General features: G+C 54.0%; 16 protein-coding genes. 8 read left to right on the top strand and 8 right to left on the bottom strand.

Features of this window, described 5'->3' with window-relative positions:
- Positions 1 to 56 precede the first annotated feature (56 nt).
- From GNG26_RS00635 to trmL, 5 genes are all read left to right on the top strand, one after another.
- The gene (locus GNG26_RS00635; RefSeq protein ID WP_103177745.1) at positions 57 to 419 is read left to right on the top strand and encodes a YibL family ribosome-associated protein; all 363 of its coding nucleotides are present in this window, start codon (positions 57 to 59) and stop codon (positions 417 to 419) included.
- Positions 420 to 691: 272 nt separating this feature from the next.
- Positions 692 to 2,347 carry an L-lactate permease gene (gene lldP / locus GNG26_RS00630; protein ID WP_156237468.1) on the top strand — a complete coding sequence of 552 codons (1,656 nt, stop codon included), beginning with the start codon at positions 692 to 694 and terminating at the stop codon, positions 2,345 to 2,347.
- A complete protein-coding gene (gene lldR / locus GNG26_RS00625; protein ID WP_114316219.1) occupies positions 2,344 to 3,114 on the top strand; it encodes a transcriptional regulator LldR in 771 nt (256 codons plus the stop codon). The genes lldP and lldR overlap by 4 nt, the downstream gene beginning before the upstream one ends.
- Complete coding sequence (gene lldD / locus GNG26_RS00620; protein WP_103177742.1) at positions 3,114 to 4,301, top strand: FMN-dependent L-lactate dehydrogenase LldD; 1,188 nt, start codon at positions 3,114 to 3,116, stop codon at positions 4,299 to 4,301. Before lldR ends, lldD begins: the two co-directional genes overlap by 1 nt.
- Before the next feature lie 65 nt (positions 4,302 to 4,366).
- Positions 4,367 to 4,837 carry a tRNA (uridine(34)/cytosine(34)/5-carboxymethylaminomethyluridine(34)-2'-O)-methyltransferase TrmL gene (gene trmL / locus GNG26_RS00615; RefSeq protein ID WP_156237467.1) on the top strand — a complete coding sequence of 157 codons (471 nt, stop codon included), beginning with the start codon at positions 4,367 to 4,369 and terminating at the stop codon, positions 4,835 to 4,837.
- A 67-nt stretch (positions 4,838 to 4,904) separates the two neighbouring features.
- Here trmL and cysE read toward each other — a convergent pair whose 3' ends face one another.
- From cysE to GNG26_RS00590, 5 genes are all read right to left on the bottom strand, one after another.
- Positions 4,905 to 5,726 carry a serine O-acetyltransferase gene (gene cysE / locus GNG26_RS00610; protein ID WP_103177740.1) on the bottom strand — a complete coding sequence of 274 codons (822 nt, stop codon included), beginning with the start codon at positions 5,724 to 5,726 and terminating at the stop codon, positions 4,905 to 4,907.
- 79 nt (positions 5,727 to 5,805) lie between these two features.
- Positions 5,806 to 6,825 carry an NAD(P)H-dependent glycerol-3-phosphate dehydrogenase gene (gene gpsA, locus GNG26_RS00605; RefSeq protein ID WP_156237466.1) on the bottom strand — a complete coding sequence of 340 codons (1,020 nt, stop codon included), beginning with the start codon at positions 6,823 to 6,825 and terminating at the stop codon, positions 5,806 to 5,808.
- Complete coding sequence (secB, locus tag GNG26_RS00600) at positions 6,825 to 7,292, bottom strand: protein-export chaperone SecB (RefSeq protein WP_032615746.1); 468 nt, start codon at positions 7,290 to 7,292, stop codon at positions 6,825 to 6,827. The genes gpsA and secB overlap by 1 nt, the downstream gene beginning before the upstream one ends.
- Before the next feature lie 32 nt (positions 7,293 to 7,324).
- Positions 7,325 to 7,576, bottom strand: coding sequence for a glutaredoxin 3 (gene grxC, locus GNG26_RS00595; protein WP_103177738.1), 252 nt, complete (start codon positions 7,574 to 7,576; stop codon positions 7,325 to 7,327).
- A 14-nt stretch (positions 7,577 to 7,590) separates the two neighbouring features.
- On the bottom strand, positions 7,591 to 8,022 hold the full coding sequence (locus GNG26_RS00590) for a rhodanese-like domain-containing protein (protein ID WP_103177737.1): 432 nt from the start codon (positions 8,020 to 8,022) through the stop codon (positions 7,591 to 7,593).
- 248 nt (positions 8,023 to 8,270) lie between these two features.
- On the opposite strand from GNG26_RS00590, the gene gpmM reads away from it, so the two are divergent.
- From gpmM to GNG26_RS00575, 3 genes are read left to right on the top strand one after another with little or no spacing between them, the layout of a single operon-like run.
- A complete protein-coding gene (gpmM, locus tag GNG26_RS00585; RefSeq protein WP_103824326.1) occupies positions 8,271 to 9,818 on the top strand; it encodes a 2,3-bisphosphoglycerate-independent phosphoglycerate mutase in 1,548 nt (515 codons plus the stop codon).
- 9 nt (positions 9,819 to 9,827) lie between these two features.
- Positions 9,828 to 11,111 carry a murein hydrolase activator EnvC gene (envC, locus tag GNG26_RS00580; protein WP_103177735.1) on the top strand — a complete coding sequence of 428 codons (1,284 nt, stop codon included), beginning with the start codon at positions 9,828 to 9,830 and terminating at the stop codon, positions 11,109 to 11,111.
- Positions 11,112 to 11,114: 3 nt separating this feature from the next.
- Positions 11,115 to 12,059, top strand: a complete 945-nt coding sequence (locus GNG26_RS00575) for a divergent polysaccharide deacetylase family protein (RefSeq protein ID WP_156237465.1) — start codon at positions 11,115 to 11,117, stop codon at positions 12,057 to 12,059.
- Positions 12,060 to 12,092: 33 nt separating this feature from the next.
- On the opposite strand, the gene GNG26_RS00570 is transcribed toward GNG26_RS00575, so the two are convergent.
- The 3 genes from GNG26_RS00570 to GNG26_RS00560 form a co-directional block, all read right to left on the bottom strand.
- The gene (locus tag GNG26_RS00570; RefSeq protein WP_231604191.1) at positions 12,093 to 13,016 is read right to left on the bottom strand and encodes a capsular polysaccharide synthesis protein; all 924 of its coding nucleotides are present in this window, start codon (positions 13,014 to 13,016) and stop codon (positions 12,093 to 12,095) included.
- A gap of 14 nt (positions 13,017 to 13,030) precedes the next feature.
- Complete coding sequence (locus GNG26_RS00565) at positions 13,031 to 13,879, bottom strand: glycosyltransferase (RefSeq protein WP_156237464.1); 849 nt, start codon at positions 13,877 to 13,879, stop codon at positions 13,031 to 13,033.
- Between the two features lie 73 nt (positions 13,880 to 13,952).
- Positions 13,953 to 15,215, bottom strand: a complete 1,263-nt coding sequence (locus GNG26_RS00560) for an O-antigen ligase family protein (RefSeq protein WP_370463880.1) — start codon at positions 15,213 to 15,215, stop codon at positions 13,953 to 13,955.
- Positions 15,216 to 15,223 lie beyond the last annotated feature (8 nt).

Below are 15,223 nucleotides of genomic sequence, written 5' to 3'. Positions count from 1 at the left end.
TGCGCACATTCGTGTATCCTTTGTGGTAATTCCCCCTGTTTTTAGAGCCATTTGTTATGAAAGAAGTCGAAAAGAGTGAAATTAAACGTCTGAGCGATCGTCTGGATCTGATCCGCCACCAGCAGGCCAGCCTCTCTCTGGTTGATGCCGCAGAGAAGTACGCCGAACTGGAAAAAGAGAAAGCGACGCTGGAAACTGAGATCGAACGTCTGCGCAGCGTGCACAGCCAGAAGCTGAGCAAAGAGGCGCAAAAGCTCACTAAGCTGCCGTTCCGCCGTGCGATCACCAAGAAAGAACAGGCCGATATGGGCAAGCTGAAGAAAAGCGTGCGCGGCCTGGTGGTTGTCCATCCGATGACCGAGCTGGGTCGTGAAATGGGTCTGAAAGAGATGACGGGGTTCAGTAAGACCGAATTCTGATTTTTTGCCGGGTGGCGCGATATGCTGACCCGGCCTACCGCTTTCTCCCTCTCCATATTGGCCCTACCAATTCGCTAAACAACCCTTCTTCGGTTCACATTTCCATAATCTTCACTCACAAACACATTGCCGACCAATAACATTTGGTTAACCATTTGTTGTCATTAACCCTACATCACACTATTGGCAGGACCACTTTTACACATAATGTGACGCAGAGATGAGCACAGACTCACCGCCTCACAGAAGGTGTGGTCCTCAGGAGACCTGCAATGAGCCTCTGGCAACAAAACTACGATCCGGCAGGAAATATCTGGCTATCAAGCCTGATCGCCTCGCTACCTATTCTGTTCTTCTTCTTTGCGCTGATTAAGCTCAAGCTGAAGGGCTATCTTGCGGCGACGTACACCGTTGTCATCGCCCTTTTGGTAGCGCTGTTCTTCTACAAAATGCCGGTCGATCGCGCCCTGGCCTCAGTGGTGTATGGCTTCTTCTACGGCCTGTGGCCGATTGCGTGGATCATCATTGCCGCGGTCTTCGTCTATAAAATCTCGGTGAAGACCGGGCAGTTCGACATTATCCGCTCGTCAATCCTCTCCATCACCCCGGACCAGCGCCTGCAGATGCTGATTGTCGGCTTCTCCTTCGGCGCGTTCCTGGAAGGGGCTGCCGGGTTTGGTGCGCCGGTGGCGATTACCGCCGCGCTGCTGGTTGGGCTGGGCTTCAATCCGCTCTATGCCGCGGGCCTGTGCCTGATCGTCAACACCGCGCCGGTGGCGTTTGGTGCGATGGGCATTCCAATTCTGGTGGCCGGGCAGGTAACCGGGCTGGACAGCTTCGAGATCGGTCAGATGGTGGGCCGTCAGCTGCCGTTCCTGACCATTATCGTGCTGTTCTGGATCATGGCGATTATGGACGGCTGGCGCGGCATTAAAGAGACCTGGCCTGCGGTGATGGTCGCGGGTGGCTCGTTCGCCATCGCCCAGTACCTGAGCTCTAACTTCCTTGGCCCGGAACTGCCGGACATTATCTCTTCCCTGGTCTCTCTCGTCTGTCTGACGCTGTTCCTGAAACGCTGGCAGCCGGTGCGTATCTTCCGCTTTGCCGACATGGGCGCATCGCACGTGGATCAGACCCTGGCCCGCACGGGCTATACCGCAGGACAAATCGTCCGCGCGTGGTCGCCGTTCCTGTTCCTGACCGCGACCGTGACGCTGTGGAGTATCCCACCGTTTAAAGCCCTGTTCGCTCCGAACGGCGCGCTGTATGACATGGTGGTCAATATCTCCGTGCCGTTCCTCGACAAGATGGTTGCCCGTATGCCGCCGGTGGTACATGACGCCACGCCGTATGCCGCGGTGTTCAAGTTCGACTGGTTCTCGGCCACCGGTACCGCCATTCTGTTTGCCGCCCTCCTTTCCGTGGTGTGGCTGCGCATGAAGCCTGTTGCCGCGGTGCAGACTTTTGCCGCAACCATCAAAGAGCTGATGCTGCCGATCTACTCCATCGGCATGGTGCTGGCGTTCGCCTTTATCTCGAACTACTCCGGCCTGTCATCAACGCTGGCCCTGGCGCTGGCCCATACCGGTTCAGCCTTCACCTTCTTCTCGCCGTTCCTCGGCTGGCTGGGAGTGTTCCTGACCGGGTCAGATACTTCATCGAACGCCCTGTTCGCGGCCCTGCAGGCGACCGCCGCGCAGCAGATTGGCGTGTCGGATGTTCTGCTGGTGGCGGCCAACACCACCGGTGGCGTCACCGGCAAGATGATCTCCCCGCAGTCCATTGCCATTGCCTGTGCGGCGGTAGGCCTGGTGGGGAAAGAGTCGGATCTGTTCCGCTTTACCGTTAAACACAGCCTGATATTTACCTGCATGGTCGGGGTCATCACCACCCTGCAGGCCTATGTCTTAACCTGGATGATCCCATGATAGTGATGCCCAGACGCCTGTCCGACGAGATTGCTACTCGCGTGCGGGCGCTGATTGAAGAGATGCAGCTGGAAGCGGGCATGAAGTTGCCCGCCGAACGCCAGCTTGCTGCCCGGCTTGGCGTATCGCGTAACTCGCTGCGCGAAGCCCTGGCGACCCTGGTCAGCGAAGGGGTGCTGGTGAGCCGTCGCGGTGGCGGCACCTTTGTGCGCTGGCAGGACGATGACTGGTCCGGGCAGAACATTGTTCAGCCATTGAAAACTCTGATGGAGAACGACCCGGACTACAGCTTTGACATCCTCGAAGCCCGCCACGCCATAGAAACCAGCACCGCCTGGCATGCGGCTATGCGGGCAACCGAAGCGGATAAAGAGAAGCTCAAAGCCTGTTTCGAGGCCACGCAAAGCAGCGATCCGGATATCGCCTCGCAGGCAGACGTCCGGTTTCATCTGGCCATTGCCGAGGCCTCACACAACGTCGTGTTGCTCCAGACCATGCGCGGCTTCTTCGACCTGCTGCAATCGTCCGTAAAGCAGAGCCGCCAGCGCATGTATCTGGTGCCGCCGGTTTTTGCCCGGCTGACCGAGCAGCACGAAGCGGTCCTCAACGCCATTCTGGCAGGTGATGCCGAAGCCGCACGCGCCGCGATGATGGCGCATCTGGGCTTCGTCCACACCACCATTAAACAATTTGATGAAGATCAGGCCCGGCAGGCGCGTATCACCCGTCTGCCGGGCGATACCGTTATTTCCAGGGAGAAGAACTGATGATCATTTCCGCAGCCAGTGACTATCGCGCCGCCGCCCAGCGCATCCTGCCACCGTTCCTGTTTCACTATATTGATGGAGGGGCCTATTCCGAGTACACCCTGCGTCGCAACGTGGAAGACCTGTCGGAAGTGGCCCTGCGCCAGCGCGTGCTGAAGAATATGTCCGACCTGAGTCTTGAGACGAAGCTGTTCAATGAAACGCTCTCCATGCCGGTCGCCCTCGCCCCGGTCGGGCTGTGTGGCATGTACGCCCGCCGGGGTGAAGTGCAGGCCGCCGCCGCCGCCGATGCGAAAGGTATTCCGTTTACGCTTTCAACCGTCTCGGTCTGCCCGATTGAAGAGGTGGCTCCGACTATCAAGCGCCCGATGTGGTTCCAGCTGTACGTCCTGCGCGACCGCGGCTTTATGCGCAATGCCCTGGAGCGGGCGAAGGCGGCAGGCTGTTCCACGCTGGTCTTTACCGTAGATATGCCGACCCCCGGCGCACGCTATCGCGATGCCCATTCCGGGATGAGCGGCGCGAATGCGGCGATGCGCCGCTACTGGCAGGCGGTAACGCATCCGCAATGGGCGTGGGATGTGGGGCTTAACGGCCGCCCGCACGATCTGGGGAATATCTCCACCTATCTGGGCAAACCGACGGGGCTGGAAGATTATATAGGCTGGCTGGCGAATAACTTCGATCCGTCCATCTCGTGGAAAGACCTGGAGTGGATCCGCGAGTTCTGGGATGGCCCGATGGTGATCAAAGGGATCCTCGATCCGGAAGATGCCCGGGATGCGGTGCGTTTCGGCGCCGACGGGATTGTGGTGTCGAACCACGGCGGCCGCCAGCTCGACGGCGTGCTCTCCTCAGCTCGCGCCCTGCCCGCCATTGCCGATGCGGTTAAGGGCGATATCGCGATTCTGGCGGACTCCGGGATCCGCAACGGCCTGGACGTGGTGCGTATGATTGCCCTCGGCGCCGATACCGTCCTGCTGGGTCGCGCCTATCTGTATGCGCTGGCGACCCACGGCCAGGCAGGCGTCGCCAATCTGCTCAACCTGATCGAGAAAGAGATGAAGGTGGCAATGACGCTGACCGGCGCGAAAACCATCCCGGAAATCAGCAAGGAGATGCTGGTGCAGGAGTTGAGTAAGCTCCCTGCCGGGCTGGCGCCGCTGGCGCAGGGGAACGCGGCTTAACCCCTCATCCTCTCCCCAAAGGGGAGAGGGGATGGTATCCTGCCCCCGCTATTCAAGGGGGCAGCATGCTTAACATCGTTTTATTCGAACCAGAAATTCCACCCAACACCGGCAACATCATCCGCCTTTGCGCCAATACCGGGTTCCGTCTGCACATCATTGAGCCGATGGGCTTTACGTGGGACGACAAGCGCCTGCGCCGCGCCGGGCTGGATTACCACGAATTCACCGCCGTGGTGCGCCATAAGGATCTGACCGCATTTATGGACGCGGAAAAGCCGGAGCGGATCTTTGCCCTGACGACGAAAGGCACGCCTGCCCACAGCGCCGTGAGCTATCAGAAAGGGGATTATCTGCTGTTTGGCCCGGAAACGCGCGGCCTGCCGGCTACCATTCTCGATGCCCTGCCTGCTGAACAAAAAATTCGTATTCCGATGATGCCAGACAGCCGCAGCATGAACCTGTCGAACGCGGTGTCGGTCGTGGTGTATGAGGCCTGGCGCCAGCTGGGATACCCTGGCGCGATATTACGGTAGCCCGGATAAGAGGCTTGCGTTGCCAACCGGTAATGCCCGGTAAGCGCAGCGCCACCGGGCCTACAGGTTAAATCCCGTCGCCATACTCAAAGGTATGGTGGATGCCGTTGAAGAACTGATCCATATCCATCGCTGGCTTGTCGCTGTCTGGCTTGCCGACGATACGCGCCGGAACGCCAGCCGCGGTGGTATGCGGAGGCACAGGTTGCAGCACTACGGAACCGGCGCCAATTTTCGCGCCGCGCCCGACTTCGATATTGCCGAGGATCTTCGCGCCTGCGCCAATCATCACCCCTTCACGGATTTTCGGGTGACGGTCGCCGCTGGTTTTCCCGGTCCCGCCCAGGGTCACGGACTGCAGGATCGAGACGTCGTTTTCAATCACCGCCGTTTCACCCACCACGATACCCGTCGCGTGGTCAAGCATGATGCCGCGACCAATCTTCGCCGCCGGGTGAATATCCACCTGGAAGCTCACCGAAACCTGATTTTGCAGGAAGATGGCCAGCGCGCGGCGACCTTCGTTCCACAGCCAGTGGCCGATACGGTAGGACTGCAGGGCGTGGAAACCTTTCAGATAGAGCAATGGCGTGGAGTATTTATCCACCGCCGGGTCGCGGTTGCGTACCGCCTGAATATCGCAGGCGGCGGAGGCGATCATCTCCGGGTCGGCCGCATAGGCCTCTTCCACCACTTCACGGATGGCGATAGCCGGCATGATCGGTGAAGCCAGTTTGTTGGCGAGCATATAGCTCAGGGCGCTGCCGAGATTTTCGTGCTTGAGTAGCGTCGCGTGGTAGAAACTGGCCAGCATGGGCTCACAGTCAGCCAGAGCCCGGGCTTCGGCTTTAATATTGTTCCAGACGATATCCAGTTCTTCACACGGCATTGCTTACTCCAGACGTAATAATAATGACCGGCCAGTTCTTTGCTGGCCGGGTCATTCAGGTGATAACGCTTTCCTGCGGTTAACGGCTGCTACGCTCGTCCTTGCGTGCGCGACCTAATAAGGTCAATGCTGCCTCGCGCGCATTTTTTCCGCAATACAATACCTGATAAATTTCCTCGGTTATTGGCATTTCGACACCAAAGCGGTGTGCCAGCTCGCGGACTTCTTTGGTATTGCGGTAGCCTTCCACCACCTGGCCGATCTTCTCCTGCGCGCCGATCACATCCATGCCCTGGCCGAGCATCATGCCAAAACGACGGTTACGGGACTGGTTGTCGGTACAGGTCAGCACCAGATCGCCTAACCCTGCCATCCCCATAAAGGTGGCCGGATCGGCACCGAGCGCCGCGCCAAGACGGGACATTTCAGTTAAACCACGGGTGATCAGAGCGGTACGTGCGTTGGCGCCAAAGCCGATGCCGTCGGACATGCCCGCGCCGATAGCGATAACGTTCTTCACCGCGCCGCCCAGCTGTACGCCGATAAAATCGGGGTTGCTGTAAACGCGGAAGCTCTTACCGCAGTGCAGCAGCTGCTGCAGATCGTCAGCGAAGGTCTCATCGGTCGAGGCCAGTGAGATGGCCGTCGGCAGCCCTGCCGCCAGCTCTTTCGCAAAGGTCGGGCCGGAGATCACCGCCAGCGGAATGGCATCGCCCAGCGCTTCGCGGGCGACATCCTGTAACAGGCGTCCGGTTTCGGCTTCCAGCCCTTTAGTCGCCCAGACCACGCGCGCATCGTCACGCATTAGCGGTTTAATCTGTCGCAGCACCTGGCCAAACACGTGGCTCGGCACCACGATCAGAATATTACGGCTGGCGGCAAGCGCCGTCGCCAGATCGCTTTCAAGATGCAGTGAGTCAGGGAAAGGCACATCGGGGAGGAACGCAACGTTGCAGCGATCGGCTTCTAACGTCGCGATATGTTTGGGATCGTGGCCCCAGAGGACCACTTCGTGTCCATTTCTTGCCAGAGTAATAGCAAGAGCGGTGCCGTAAGAGCCGGCACCGATCACAGTCATTGACGCATTGACAGTACTCATCAGGCATCCTGATGTTGTTCAGTACCTTCGCCAGCTTGCTGCTGCAGATAGTTCATGAACAGCGCATCGAAGTTCACCGGCGCAAGGTTCAGTTGCGGGAACGTACCACGGGAAACCAGGCTGGTGATGCATTCACGGGCATACGGGAACAGGATGTTCGGGCAGTATGCACCCAGGCAATGCGCCATCTGATTACCTTCGATGCCGCCGATGGAGAAGATGCCACCCTGCTGTACTTCGCACAGGAATGCAGTCTCTTCGCCCAGAGAGGCGGTTACGGTAACACGCAGCACGACTTCATACACATCTTCCGCCAGCTGGGTGGAAGCGGTATCCAGATCAAGTTTAACCTCTGGCTGCCAGTCTTTCTGGAAAACGTGCGGCGCATTAGGTGCTTCGTAGGAGACATCTTTGGTGTAGATGCGCTGGATCTGGAAAGTCATCTCGGTATTATTTTGTTCTGACATGGAAAAGCCCTTTTTAATTGTCCTAAAACGCCTTAGCGCAGCAGCGGATCGAGTCCACCACGCGCGTCAAGCGCATACAAGTCATCACAGCCACCAATGTGCTGCGCATCGATAAAAATCTGCGGAACCGTCGTACGGCCACTACGTTTAATCATCTCTTCACGCTTTGCAGCGTCGCCATCAATCGGCAGTTCCTGGAAGGTAACGCCTTTGCTGTCCAGCAGCGCTTTTGCACGATGGCAGAACGGACAGGTCGCTTTGGTGTAGATCTCGATATTGGCCATGTTCAGACTCCTGTTTACTTACCGCGAACCAGAGGCAGATTCTCGCCGCTCCAGCCAGAGATACCGTCCTTCAGGACAGTGACTTTCTCAAAGCCAGCTTTGACGAGCGTGTTTGCGGGCTCCTGAGCCTGCATACCGGTGCCGTCAACGACGATAATCGGTTTATCTTTATGCTTTTCCAGTTCGCCAAGGTTATTAGCTTTGATGTCGGTCGGCAGCAGGTTAATCGCCCCTGCAATATGGCCTTTGCGGAAATCATCGCGCTGACGCAGATCGACAACCACTGCATCTTCTTTGTTGATAAGACGCGTTGCTTCGCCGCGGTTGATCACCTTCACTTTCGAGGTGAGGCCTTTGAACGTGGTGAAAAGTACTGCCGCCAGTAGACCAATCCACGCGATACAAAGTATGGGGTGGCGGCTGACAAATTGCATAATTTCTTGCATGGGGGGTAACGACTCCCGACTGAGTGAATAAAAAACCAGGACAGGAGTATACCTGTGCGTTGTGGCAAATACAGCCAGCGACAATAAGCTAATCCATTTTCTGCGTACTGCCACGAAAAAAAAGACCAAAAATGGCCTAACCTTAGCCCTACCCCTGCGGTTTCTTTGATCTTCTGCGGCTATTTGATCGATTCAGCTGTAGTAAAATTACGCAAATTTTTTGTCTTTTGAGCAAAGAGGTTGTCGCAATGTCGGTTTCTAAAAAACCTATGGTACTGGTGATTCTTGACGGCTATGGCTATCGCGAAGATCAGCAGGATAACGCCATTTTCAACGCTAAAACCCCGGTCATGGATGCGCTGTGGGCAAAACGTCCGCACACCCTGATTGATGCGTCCGGCCTGGAAGTGGGTCTGCCCGATCGCCAGATGGGCAACTCCGAAGTTGGACACGTCAACCTGGGCGCAGGCCGCATTGTTTATCAGGACCTGACCCGTCTGGATGTTGAAATTAAAGAACGTACCTTCTTTGCAAACCCGGTGCTGACCGGCGCGGTTGAGAAAGCTGCCGCCGCAGGCAAAGCGGTGCATATTATGGGTCTGCTCTCCGCGGGCGGTGTTCACAGCCATGAAGATCACATCATGGCGATGGTGGAGCTGGCAGCAGAGAAAGGAGCAGACAAAATCTATCTGCACGCCTTCCTGGATGGCCGCGATACCCCACCACGCAGCGCTGAATCCTCCCTGAAAGCCTTTGAAGAGAAGTTTGCCGCACTGGGCAAAGGCCGCGTAGCCTCTATCATTGGCCGCTACTACGCCATGGACCGCGACAACCGTTGGGATCGCGTAGAGCAGGCCTACAATCTGCTGGTTGAAGCCAAAGGTGAGTTCCAGGCAGATACCGCTGTTGCCGCGCTGGCAGCCGCATATGCCCGCGATGAAAACGACGAGTTCGTAAAAGCGACCGTGATCCGTGCTGAAGGCCAGGCCGATGCCGCAATGGAAGATGGCGATGCGCTGATTTTCATGAACTTCCGTGCTGACCGTGCCCGCGAAATCACCCGTGCTTTCGTCAACGCCGATTTCGACGGCTTCGCCCGTAAAAAAGAGGTTAAGCTCGGCGATTTCGTGATGCTGACCGAATATGCCGCCGACATCAAAGCGCCATGCGCCTATCCGCCGTCATCTCTGGCGAACACCTTCGGTGAGTGGATGGCGAAGCACGACAAGACCCAGCTGCGCATCTCCGAAACCGAAAAATATGCCCACGTTACCTTCTTCTTTAACGGCGGCGTGGAAGAGTCCTTCAAAGGCGAGGACCGCATTCTGATCAACTCCCCGAAAGTGGCGACCTACGACCTGCAGCCAGAGATGAGCTCCGCCGAGCTGACCGAGAAGCTGGTTGCTGCTATCGAAAGCGGCAAATACGACGCCATCATCTGTAACTACCCGAACGGCGACATGGTGGGCCATACCGGCGTAATGGAAGCGGCAATTAAAGCCATTGAAGCGCTGGATGTGTGCATTGAACAGGTTACCAAAGCGGTGGAAGCCGCAGGCGGCCAGATGCTGATCACCGCTGACCACGGTAACGCCGAGCAGATGCGCGATCCGGCCACCGGTCAGGCGCATACCGCGCATACTAACCTGCCGGTACCACTGATTTATGTCGGTGATAAAACCGTGAAATCCGTTGATGGCGGTAAGCTTTCGGACATCGCCCCAACCATGCTGACCCTGATGGGCATGGAAATCCCGCAAGAGATGACTGGCAAGCCGCTGTTCATCGTGGAATAATCCCTCCCCATGAGGGGAAAGGCGATTGTTTCATTCACATGGGTCGTGAAGCCGTTACGGTTATCAGTCAGGCCTTTACTGTACGCCAGCGCACTCAGCGCTGGCGTATTGTTGTGCGCGGCATCCGCCCAGGCGGACGAGCGCGATCAGCTCAAAAGCATTCAGGCGGATATCGCCGCTAAAGAGCGGGCGGTACGCCAGCAGCAGCAGCAACGCTCATCGCTGCTTGCGCAACTCAAAAAGCAGGAAGAGGCCATCTCCGCGGCCGCACGTCAGCTACGTGAAACCCAGAACACCCTCGCCCAGCTCAATAAACAAATAGACGAGATGAATGCGTCTATCGCCAAACTTGAGCGCCAGCGCGCGGCTCAGGAGCGCAACCTTGCCGCGCAGTTAGACGCAGCCTTTCGCCAGGGCGAACACACCGGCGTTCAGCTGATCCTCAGCGGCGAAGAGAGCCAGCGCGGGCAGCGTCTGCAGGCCTATTTCGGTTACCTCAACCAGTCCCGCCAGGAGACCATCGCCCAGCTGAAGCAGACGCGCGAAGAGGTCACCACGCAAAAAGCAGAGCTGGAAGAGAAACAGAGCCAGCAGCAGACCTTGCTCTACGATCAGCAGGCGCAGCAAGCCAAGCTGGAGCAGGCGCGCAACGAACGTAAGAAAACCCTTGCCGGTCTCGAATCTTCCATTCAGGAAGGTCAGAGCCAGCTGAGCGAAATGCGCGCTAACGAATCGAAATTGCGCAACAGCATCGCCCGTGCAGAGGCGGCAGCGAAAGCGCGCGCCGAAAGAGAGGCCCGCGAAGCGCAGGCCGTGCGTGACAAACAGCAGGAAGCCTCCCGCAAAGGCACCACCTATAAACCGACCGAAAACGAACGTTCGCTGATGTCCCGCACCGGCGGCTTAGGCTCACCGCGCGGCCAGGCCTACTGGCCGGTACGCGGTTCTATTCTGCATCGCTATGGCGAACAGCTGCAGGGTGAGCTACGTTGGAAGGGGATTGTGATCGGTGCATCGGAAGGCAGCGAAGTCAAAGCTATCGCCGATGGCCGGGTGATCCTCGCCGACTGGCTACAGGGCTACGGCCTGGTGGTGGTGGTAGAGCACGGTAAAGGCGACATGAGTCTTTACGGCTACAACCAGAGCGCGCTGGTCAGCGTTGGTACCCAGGTGCGGGCCGGACAGGCTATCGCCCTTGTGGGCAGCAGTGGCGGTCAGGGCCGCCCGTCACTCTATTTCGAGATTCGTCGCCAGGGTCAGGCGGTCAATCCACAGCCGTGGTTGGGAAGATAAGTTTTGCTTCAATTTCGTCGTATGGTTTTTCCCCTCGTCAGCGCACTGGCGCTGGCGATGCCGGTTTACGCAGGTAAACTCGCTATCGTTATCGATGACTTCGGTTATCGTCCACACACAGAAAATCAGGTCCTGGCGATGCCCTCCGCCATCTCTGTCGCCGTCCTGCCGAACGCGCCTCACGCGCATGAAATGGCCACCAAAGCCCATAACAGCGGGCATGAAGTGCTGATCCACCTGCCGATGGCGCCGCTCAGTAAACAGCCGTTGGAAAAAGATACGCTGCGCCCGGAGATGACCAGCGACGAGATCGAGCGCATCATCCGCGAAGCCTATGGCAAAGTCCCCTACGCCGTAGGGCTGAATAATCATATGGGCAGCGCCATGACCTCCAGCCTGTTTGGCATGCAGAAAGTGATGCAGTCGCTGGCGCGCTATAACCTCTATTTCCTGGACAGCATGACCATTGGCAACAGCCAGGCGATGCGCGCCGCGCAGGGCACCGGCGTGAAGGTGATTAAGCGCAAAGTGTTCCTCGATGACACGCAAAACGAAGCCGATATCCGCTTCCAGTTTAACCGTGCCGTGCAGGTGGCCCGCCGATCGGGTTCGGCGATCGCCATCGGACACCCTCACCCCTCCACCGTTCGCGTGTTGCAGCAGATGCTGCCCAACCTGCCTGCGGATATTACCCTGGTACCGGCGAGCAGCCTGCTCAATGAGCCGCAGGTGGATACCTCCCGACCGGTCAGTACGCCGCCCGCTGGCGCTGCGCCTGGCACAAAACCGCGTAACCCTTTCCGGGGCGTGACGCTCTGTGCGCCTAAGCAGCCGCCTGAGCCTGTTTACGTCACCCGCTACTTCTCAGTGATTGGCGAAAGCATCAGCCAGAGTACGCTGGTGAAATATGTTCAGCTGCAGTGGCAGGGCTGGGGTAAGAAAAGCTGATAGATTAAAAGCCACATGTACGGTGGCTGTTTTTTAGAGCAGGCGGAAAGAACCGTCCAAAATTTTGCTGTAAAAGGTGGGTTGGCCATTATTCGTAATGCGATATTGTTCTTTATAAGACAATTTATAAACTCCAACCGAATCCTGCTTAAATTTATCCAATAGCTCACTGGTATACGTGTTGCTCATATTTTTCTTTAGTAAGAAACGCTCTTCCCCAAGCTCGGGCTGAGACAAGATAATTTTTCGGGCAAGAGGATCTTTTTCAAAGAGAAAGCTAAATATATAATCCATAAGGAAATAATCAATGGCCATATCATATTCTTGCCAATAGTTTATAAGCACATTCTTTACACAACCTATCAGATAACCTTTTTTTTCGGACGCCAAAAAATATGTTGCCCAGAACCCATTACTAATTGAGCCATATCCTTCCGAAAATTTAAAACGTAGTGAGCAAAACGAACCGTTAAGAAAGCTGGGAGATAAACCCCGTGTCAGAAATATAGTTGCATCAAGCCATACTCCACCATACTCATAAAGTAAACAACAACGTAATATATCTGAGAAATGAGCTTTTCCGATCAATCCAGAGTTGTATTTTCGGATAATATCTGCCGGCAGTGTGACATAATCAGAAAAATTATTATCAGTAATAATTGTAACGTTTAAGCCATCAGAATTTGTATGAACCGAGTCAATGCATCGTCTTACCAATTCAGGTGCGCTATCCAGCCCTTGAAACCAGCAGATCCAAATAACCTCTGATTGTCCTGAATTCGCGTCGTGCGCTACGGAATCTGAATGAACTTTTAATTCATCGATAACGTCAAAAATAATTTCTTGTTTCTTTCTTTCAAAATGATTAGCCAAACGTTGGAACAGAGAATAGCTTGTCCTTTTGTGCCAGTATCGACTTTTCTTAATAAGTCTATTTAATACTTTAAGATTCATCATTTCACCATTAGCCTTTAAAATAGTTCTTTTAACGTGCGGCGAAGCAGTTTCATCCTTAATTTGCTGTCTTTTTTGTGTCCGCGCAAAAGACAATACATACGTTTAGAGTTAAAGCCACGGAATGACATTAGCTGGAACAGGTTATTACTGCGAGTAACTTCAGACATATATTCACGGTATTTAAAATAAAGCTTACGGTACGCGTTATATTTTTTCACCTGAGAGGTAATTCGGTTGCTGCCGTGCTCGGCATCAACCATTGCAGTGCTGAAGCTATATTTGATTCCTGGACCATATTTCAGGATCAACTTAATCCATACATCACGATCCTGTTGCTGTTTAATTTCTGGGGAAAAACCACCGACGCCCAACAATTTTTCTTTAGTCGTTAGAACCTGATTTCCCACGACGTTTTCACATAGGATATCCTGTAACCCAATAATTCTCTTATTATTGTTATCCGGACAAGTACGGTCAGTTTTATCCAGACGAGTAATGGTGTCTGTTACAAAAGCATAATTTTCATCGTAGCGCGAGATGAGTTTTGACAGGCGTTCAGGCAGGAAATAGTCATCATCATCCAAGCCTGTGACAAACACCCCTTGGGAGAGCGCATAACCCCGGTTACGGCTAAAATTGGAGCCGCTATTTTTTTCATTACGCTTATAGATGAATCTGGCAAAACGAGATTCACATTCCGAACGCAGCGTTTCTATAAGCTGCGCTGTCTTCTCGTTCGAAAAATCGTCAATAATGATCAATTCTATATTAGCGTAGCTCTGTGCAATAACAGACCGAATAGCACGCTCTAGCAACACTTCTCTGTTGTAGGTAGTGATGATTACAGAAATTAGTTCATTCATAGCTTGCCCATCCAGTGAATTACCTTTCGCCCTTGGGCGAGAATACCGTGTTCCCTAAGGATAATCAAAACCCTTACCTGACTATATCTTTATGCCTGTTTTGTTCCAAAAAAACGATAGACATAATAAGTGTTAACATCCATGCAATGGGTGTTGTTTTGGAATAAAACATTACGCCACTGATGCCAAACATAATCAGCGATACCAAAAACGCAACGAGGATCACACTGTTAAGCTTACGCAGTGCATACCTGGCGAGAGTAACGACAAAAAGAATATAAAGAAGTAAACCTGACGGCCCTTTTAAGGACAGGGTTTCTACTATTTCATTATGCAAATGGCCACGCATAAATAATAATGCACCTTGTAAGCTTTCATCTTTAGTGACCACAGCGGTGATGATTTCATTTCGCTTATCAGTTGACTGCCAAAGATAATTTTCTTTTGCTGCAGCGAGACCCGTTTCCCACATGGCAAAACGAGCCCCGACAGACGTAACGCTGTTAGCATTATCGTAAGCGATGATATCGCTGTTAAGCTCGTGATAACGCTGAATCAGGCTATCTTTCATCATGAATGCACCTGCCAGCAACGCGAGCAGAAAAACGCCCACACCTTTCCACGGAACATGCTTCTCTTTATATAATTTAATTACCAGAAGGCCAAAAAAAATAATAGGGTAAGCCAAAATAGCAGCGCGCGTTTCCGTTGCGATCAAAATCAAAAATGTCAGAAAGAAATGTCCTAAAATCAATAATTCCTTCCATTTACTTGAACTGTGCTGCGCCACCAAAATAGTGTAAAAGGAGATAAATACGATTGTGTAAGCCGCTCCGGTTGCATCCGCTCCGCCAGCAAGTGAGAGTGTGACTCTTTGAGTATCAAGGAAGAAATGCTGATAACCGCTATAAATAAATATCATTACTTGTAGCGCAATAGCGAGTAGCACATGCAGCTTATTGCTACCCACCTTTAATGATCTTTTACTTGCAAATACGCAAATGGAAAAAGCACCATATAAACAAATTTTACCGACTTCGAGATAAGCACGATATGAGTTAATTGCTGGACTATTATCAAATTTATAGAGTTTATACCATATGAGATCGCAGACCCCGATAGTAAAAAGCACCAGGCAGAGCCAGAAAGCATCATGCGTTTTAAATTTTTTAATATCCAGTACAAAAACGGTAAGTGCTACACCACTTGCAAGACTGAGGATCTTAACAGATAAGCCCGGTGATACAATCACACAGAAAAAAGCAATGGCACATAGTCCGAATAATAACTGCATTAATACAAACTGGACCTGTTCTCTTTTCACTTTAGTCATCATCGTTCCAT

The sequence above is a fragment of the Leclercia sp. J807 genome, from assembly GCF_009734465.1.
Lineage (GTDB): Bacteria > Pseudomonadota > Gammaproteobacteria > Enterobacterales > Enterobacteriaceae > Enterobacter.
This window is presented reverse-complemented; position numbering and strand designations above follow the sequence as displayed.

Bases quoted from the DNA above. Each gene is read 5' to 3' on its own strand.
- GNG26_RS00635 (WP_103177745.1), top strand. From the start codon at position 57: ATGAAAGAAGTCGAAAAGAGTGAAATTAAACGTCTGAGCGATCGTCTG.
- lldP (WP_156237468.1), top strand. From the start codon at position 692: ATGAGCCTCTGGCAACAAAACTACGATCCGGCAGGAAATATCTGGCTA.
- lldR (WP_114316219.1), top strand. From the start codon at position 2,344: ATGATAGTGATGCCCAGACGCCTGTCCGACGAGATTGCTACTCGCGTG.
- lldD (WP_103177742.1), top strand. From the start codon at position 3,114: ATGATCATTTCCGCAGCCAGTGACTATCGCGCCGCCGCCCAGCGCATC.
- trmL (WP_156237467.1), top strand. From the start codon at position 4,367: ATGCTTAACATCGTTTTATTCGAACCAGAAATTCCACCCAACACCGGC.
- cysE (WP_103177740.1), bottom strand. From the start codon at position 5,726: ATGCCGTGTGAAGAACTGGATATCGTCTGGAACAATATTAAAGCCGAA.
- gpsA (WP_156237466.1), bottom strand. From the start codon at position 6,825: ATGAGTACTGTCAATGCGTCAATGACTGTGATCGGTGCCGGCTCTTAC.
- secB (WP_032615746.1), bottom strand. From the start codon at position 7,292: ATGTCAGAACAAAATAATACCGAGATGACTTTCCAGATCCAGCGCATC.
- grxC (WP_103177738.1), bottom strand. From the start codon at position 7,576: ATGGCCAATATCGAGATCTACACCAAAGCGACCTGTCCGTTCTGCCAT.
- GNG26_RS00590 (WP_103177737.1), bottom strand. From the start codon at position 8,022: ATGCAAGAAATTATGCAATTTGTCAGCCGCCACCCCATACTTTGTATC.
- gpmM (WP_103824326.1), top strand. From the start codon at position 8,271: ATGTCGGTTTCTAAAAAACCTATGGTACTGGTGATTCTTGACGGCTAT.
- envC (WP_103177735.1), top strand. From the start codon at position 9,828: ATGAGGGGAAAGGCGATTGTTTCATTCACATGGGTCGTGAAGCCGTTA.
- GNG26_RS00570 (WP_231604191.1), bottom strand. From the start codon at position 13,016: ATGATGAATCTTAAAGTATTAAATAGACTTATTAAGAAAAGTCGATAC.
- GNG26_RS00565 (WP_156237464.1), bottom strand. From the start codon at position 13,879: ATGAATGAACTAATTTCTGTAATCATCACTACCTACAACAGAGAAGTG.
- GNG26_RS00560 (WP_370463880.1), bottom strand. From the start codon at position 15,215: ATGATGACTAAAGTGAAAAGAGAACAGGTCCAGTTTGTATTAATGCAG.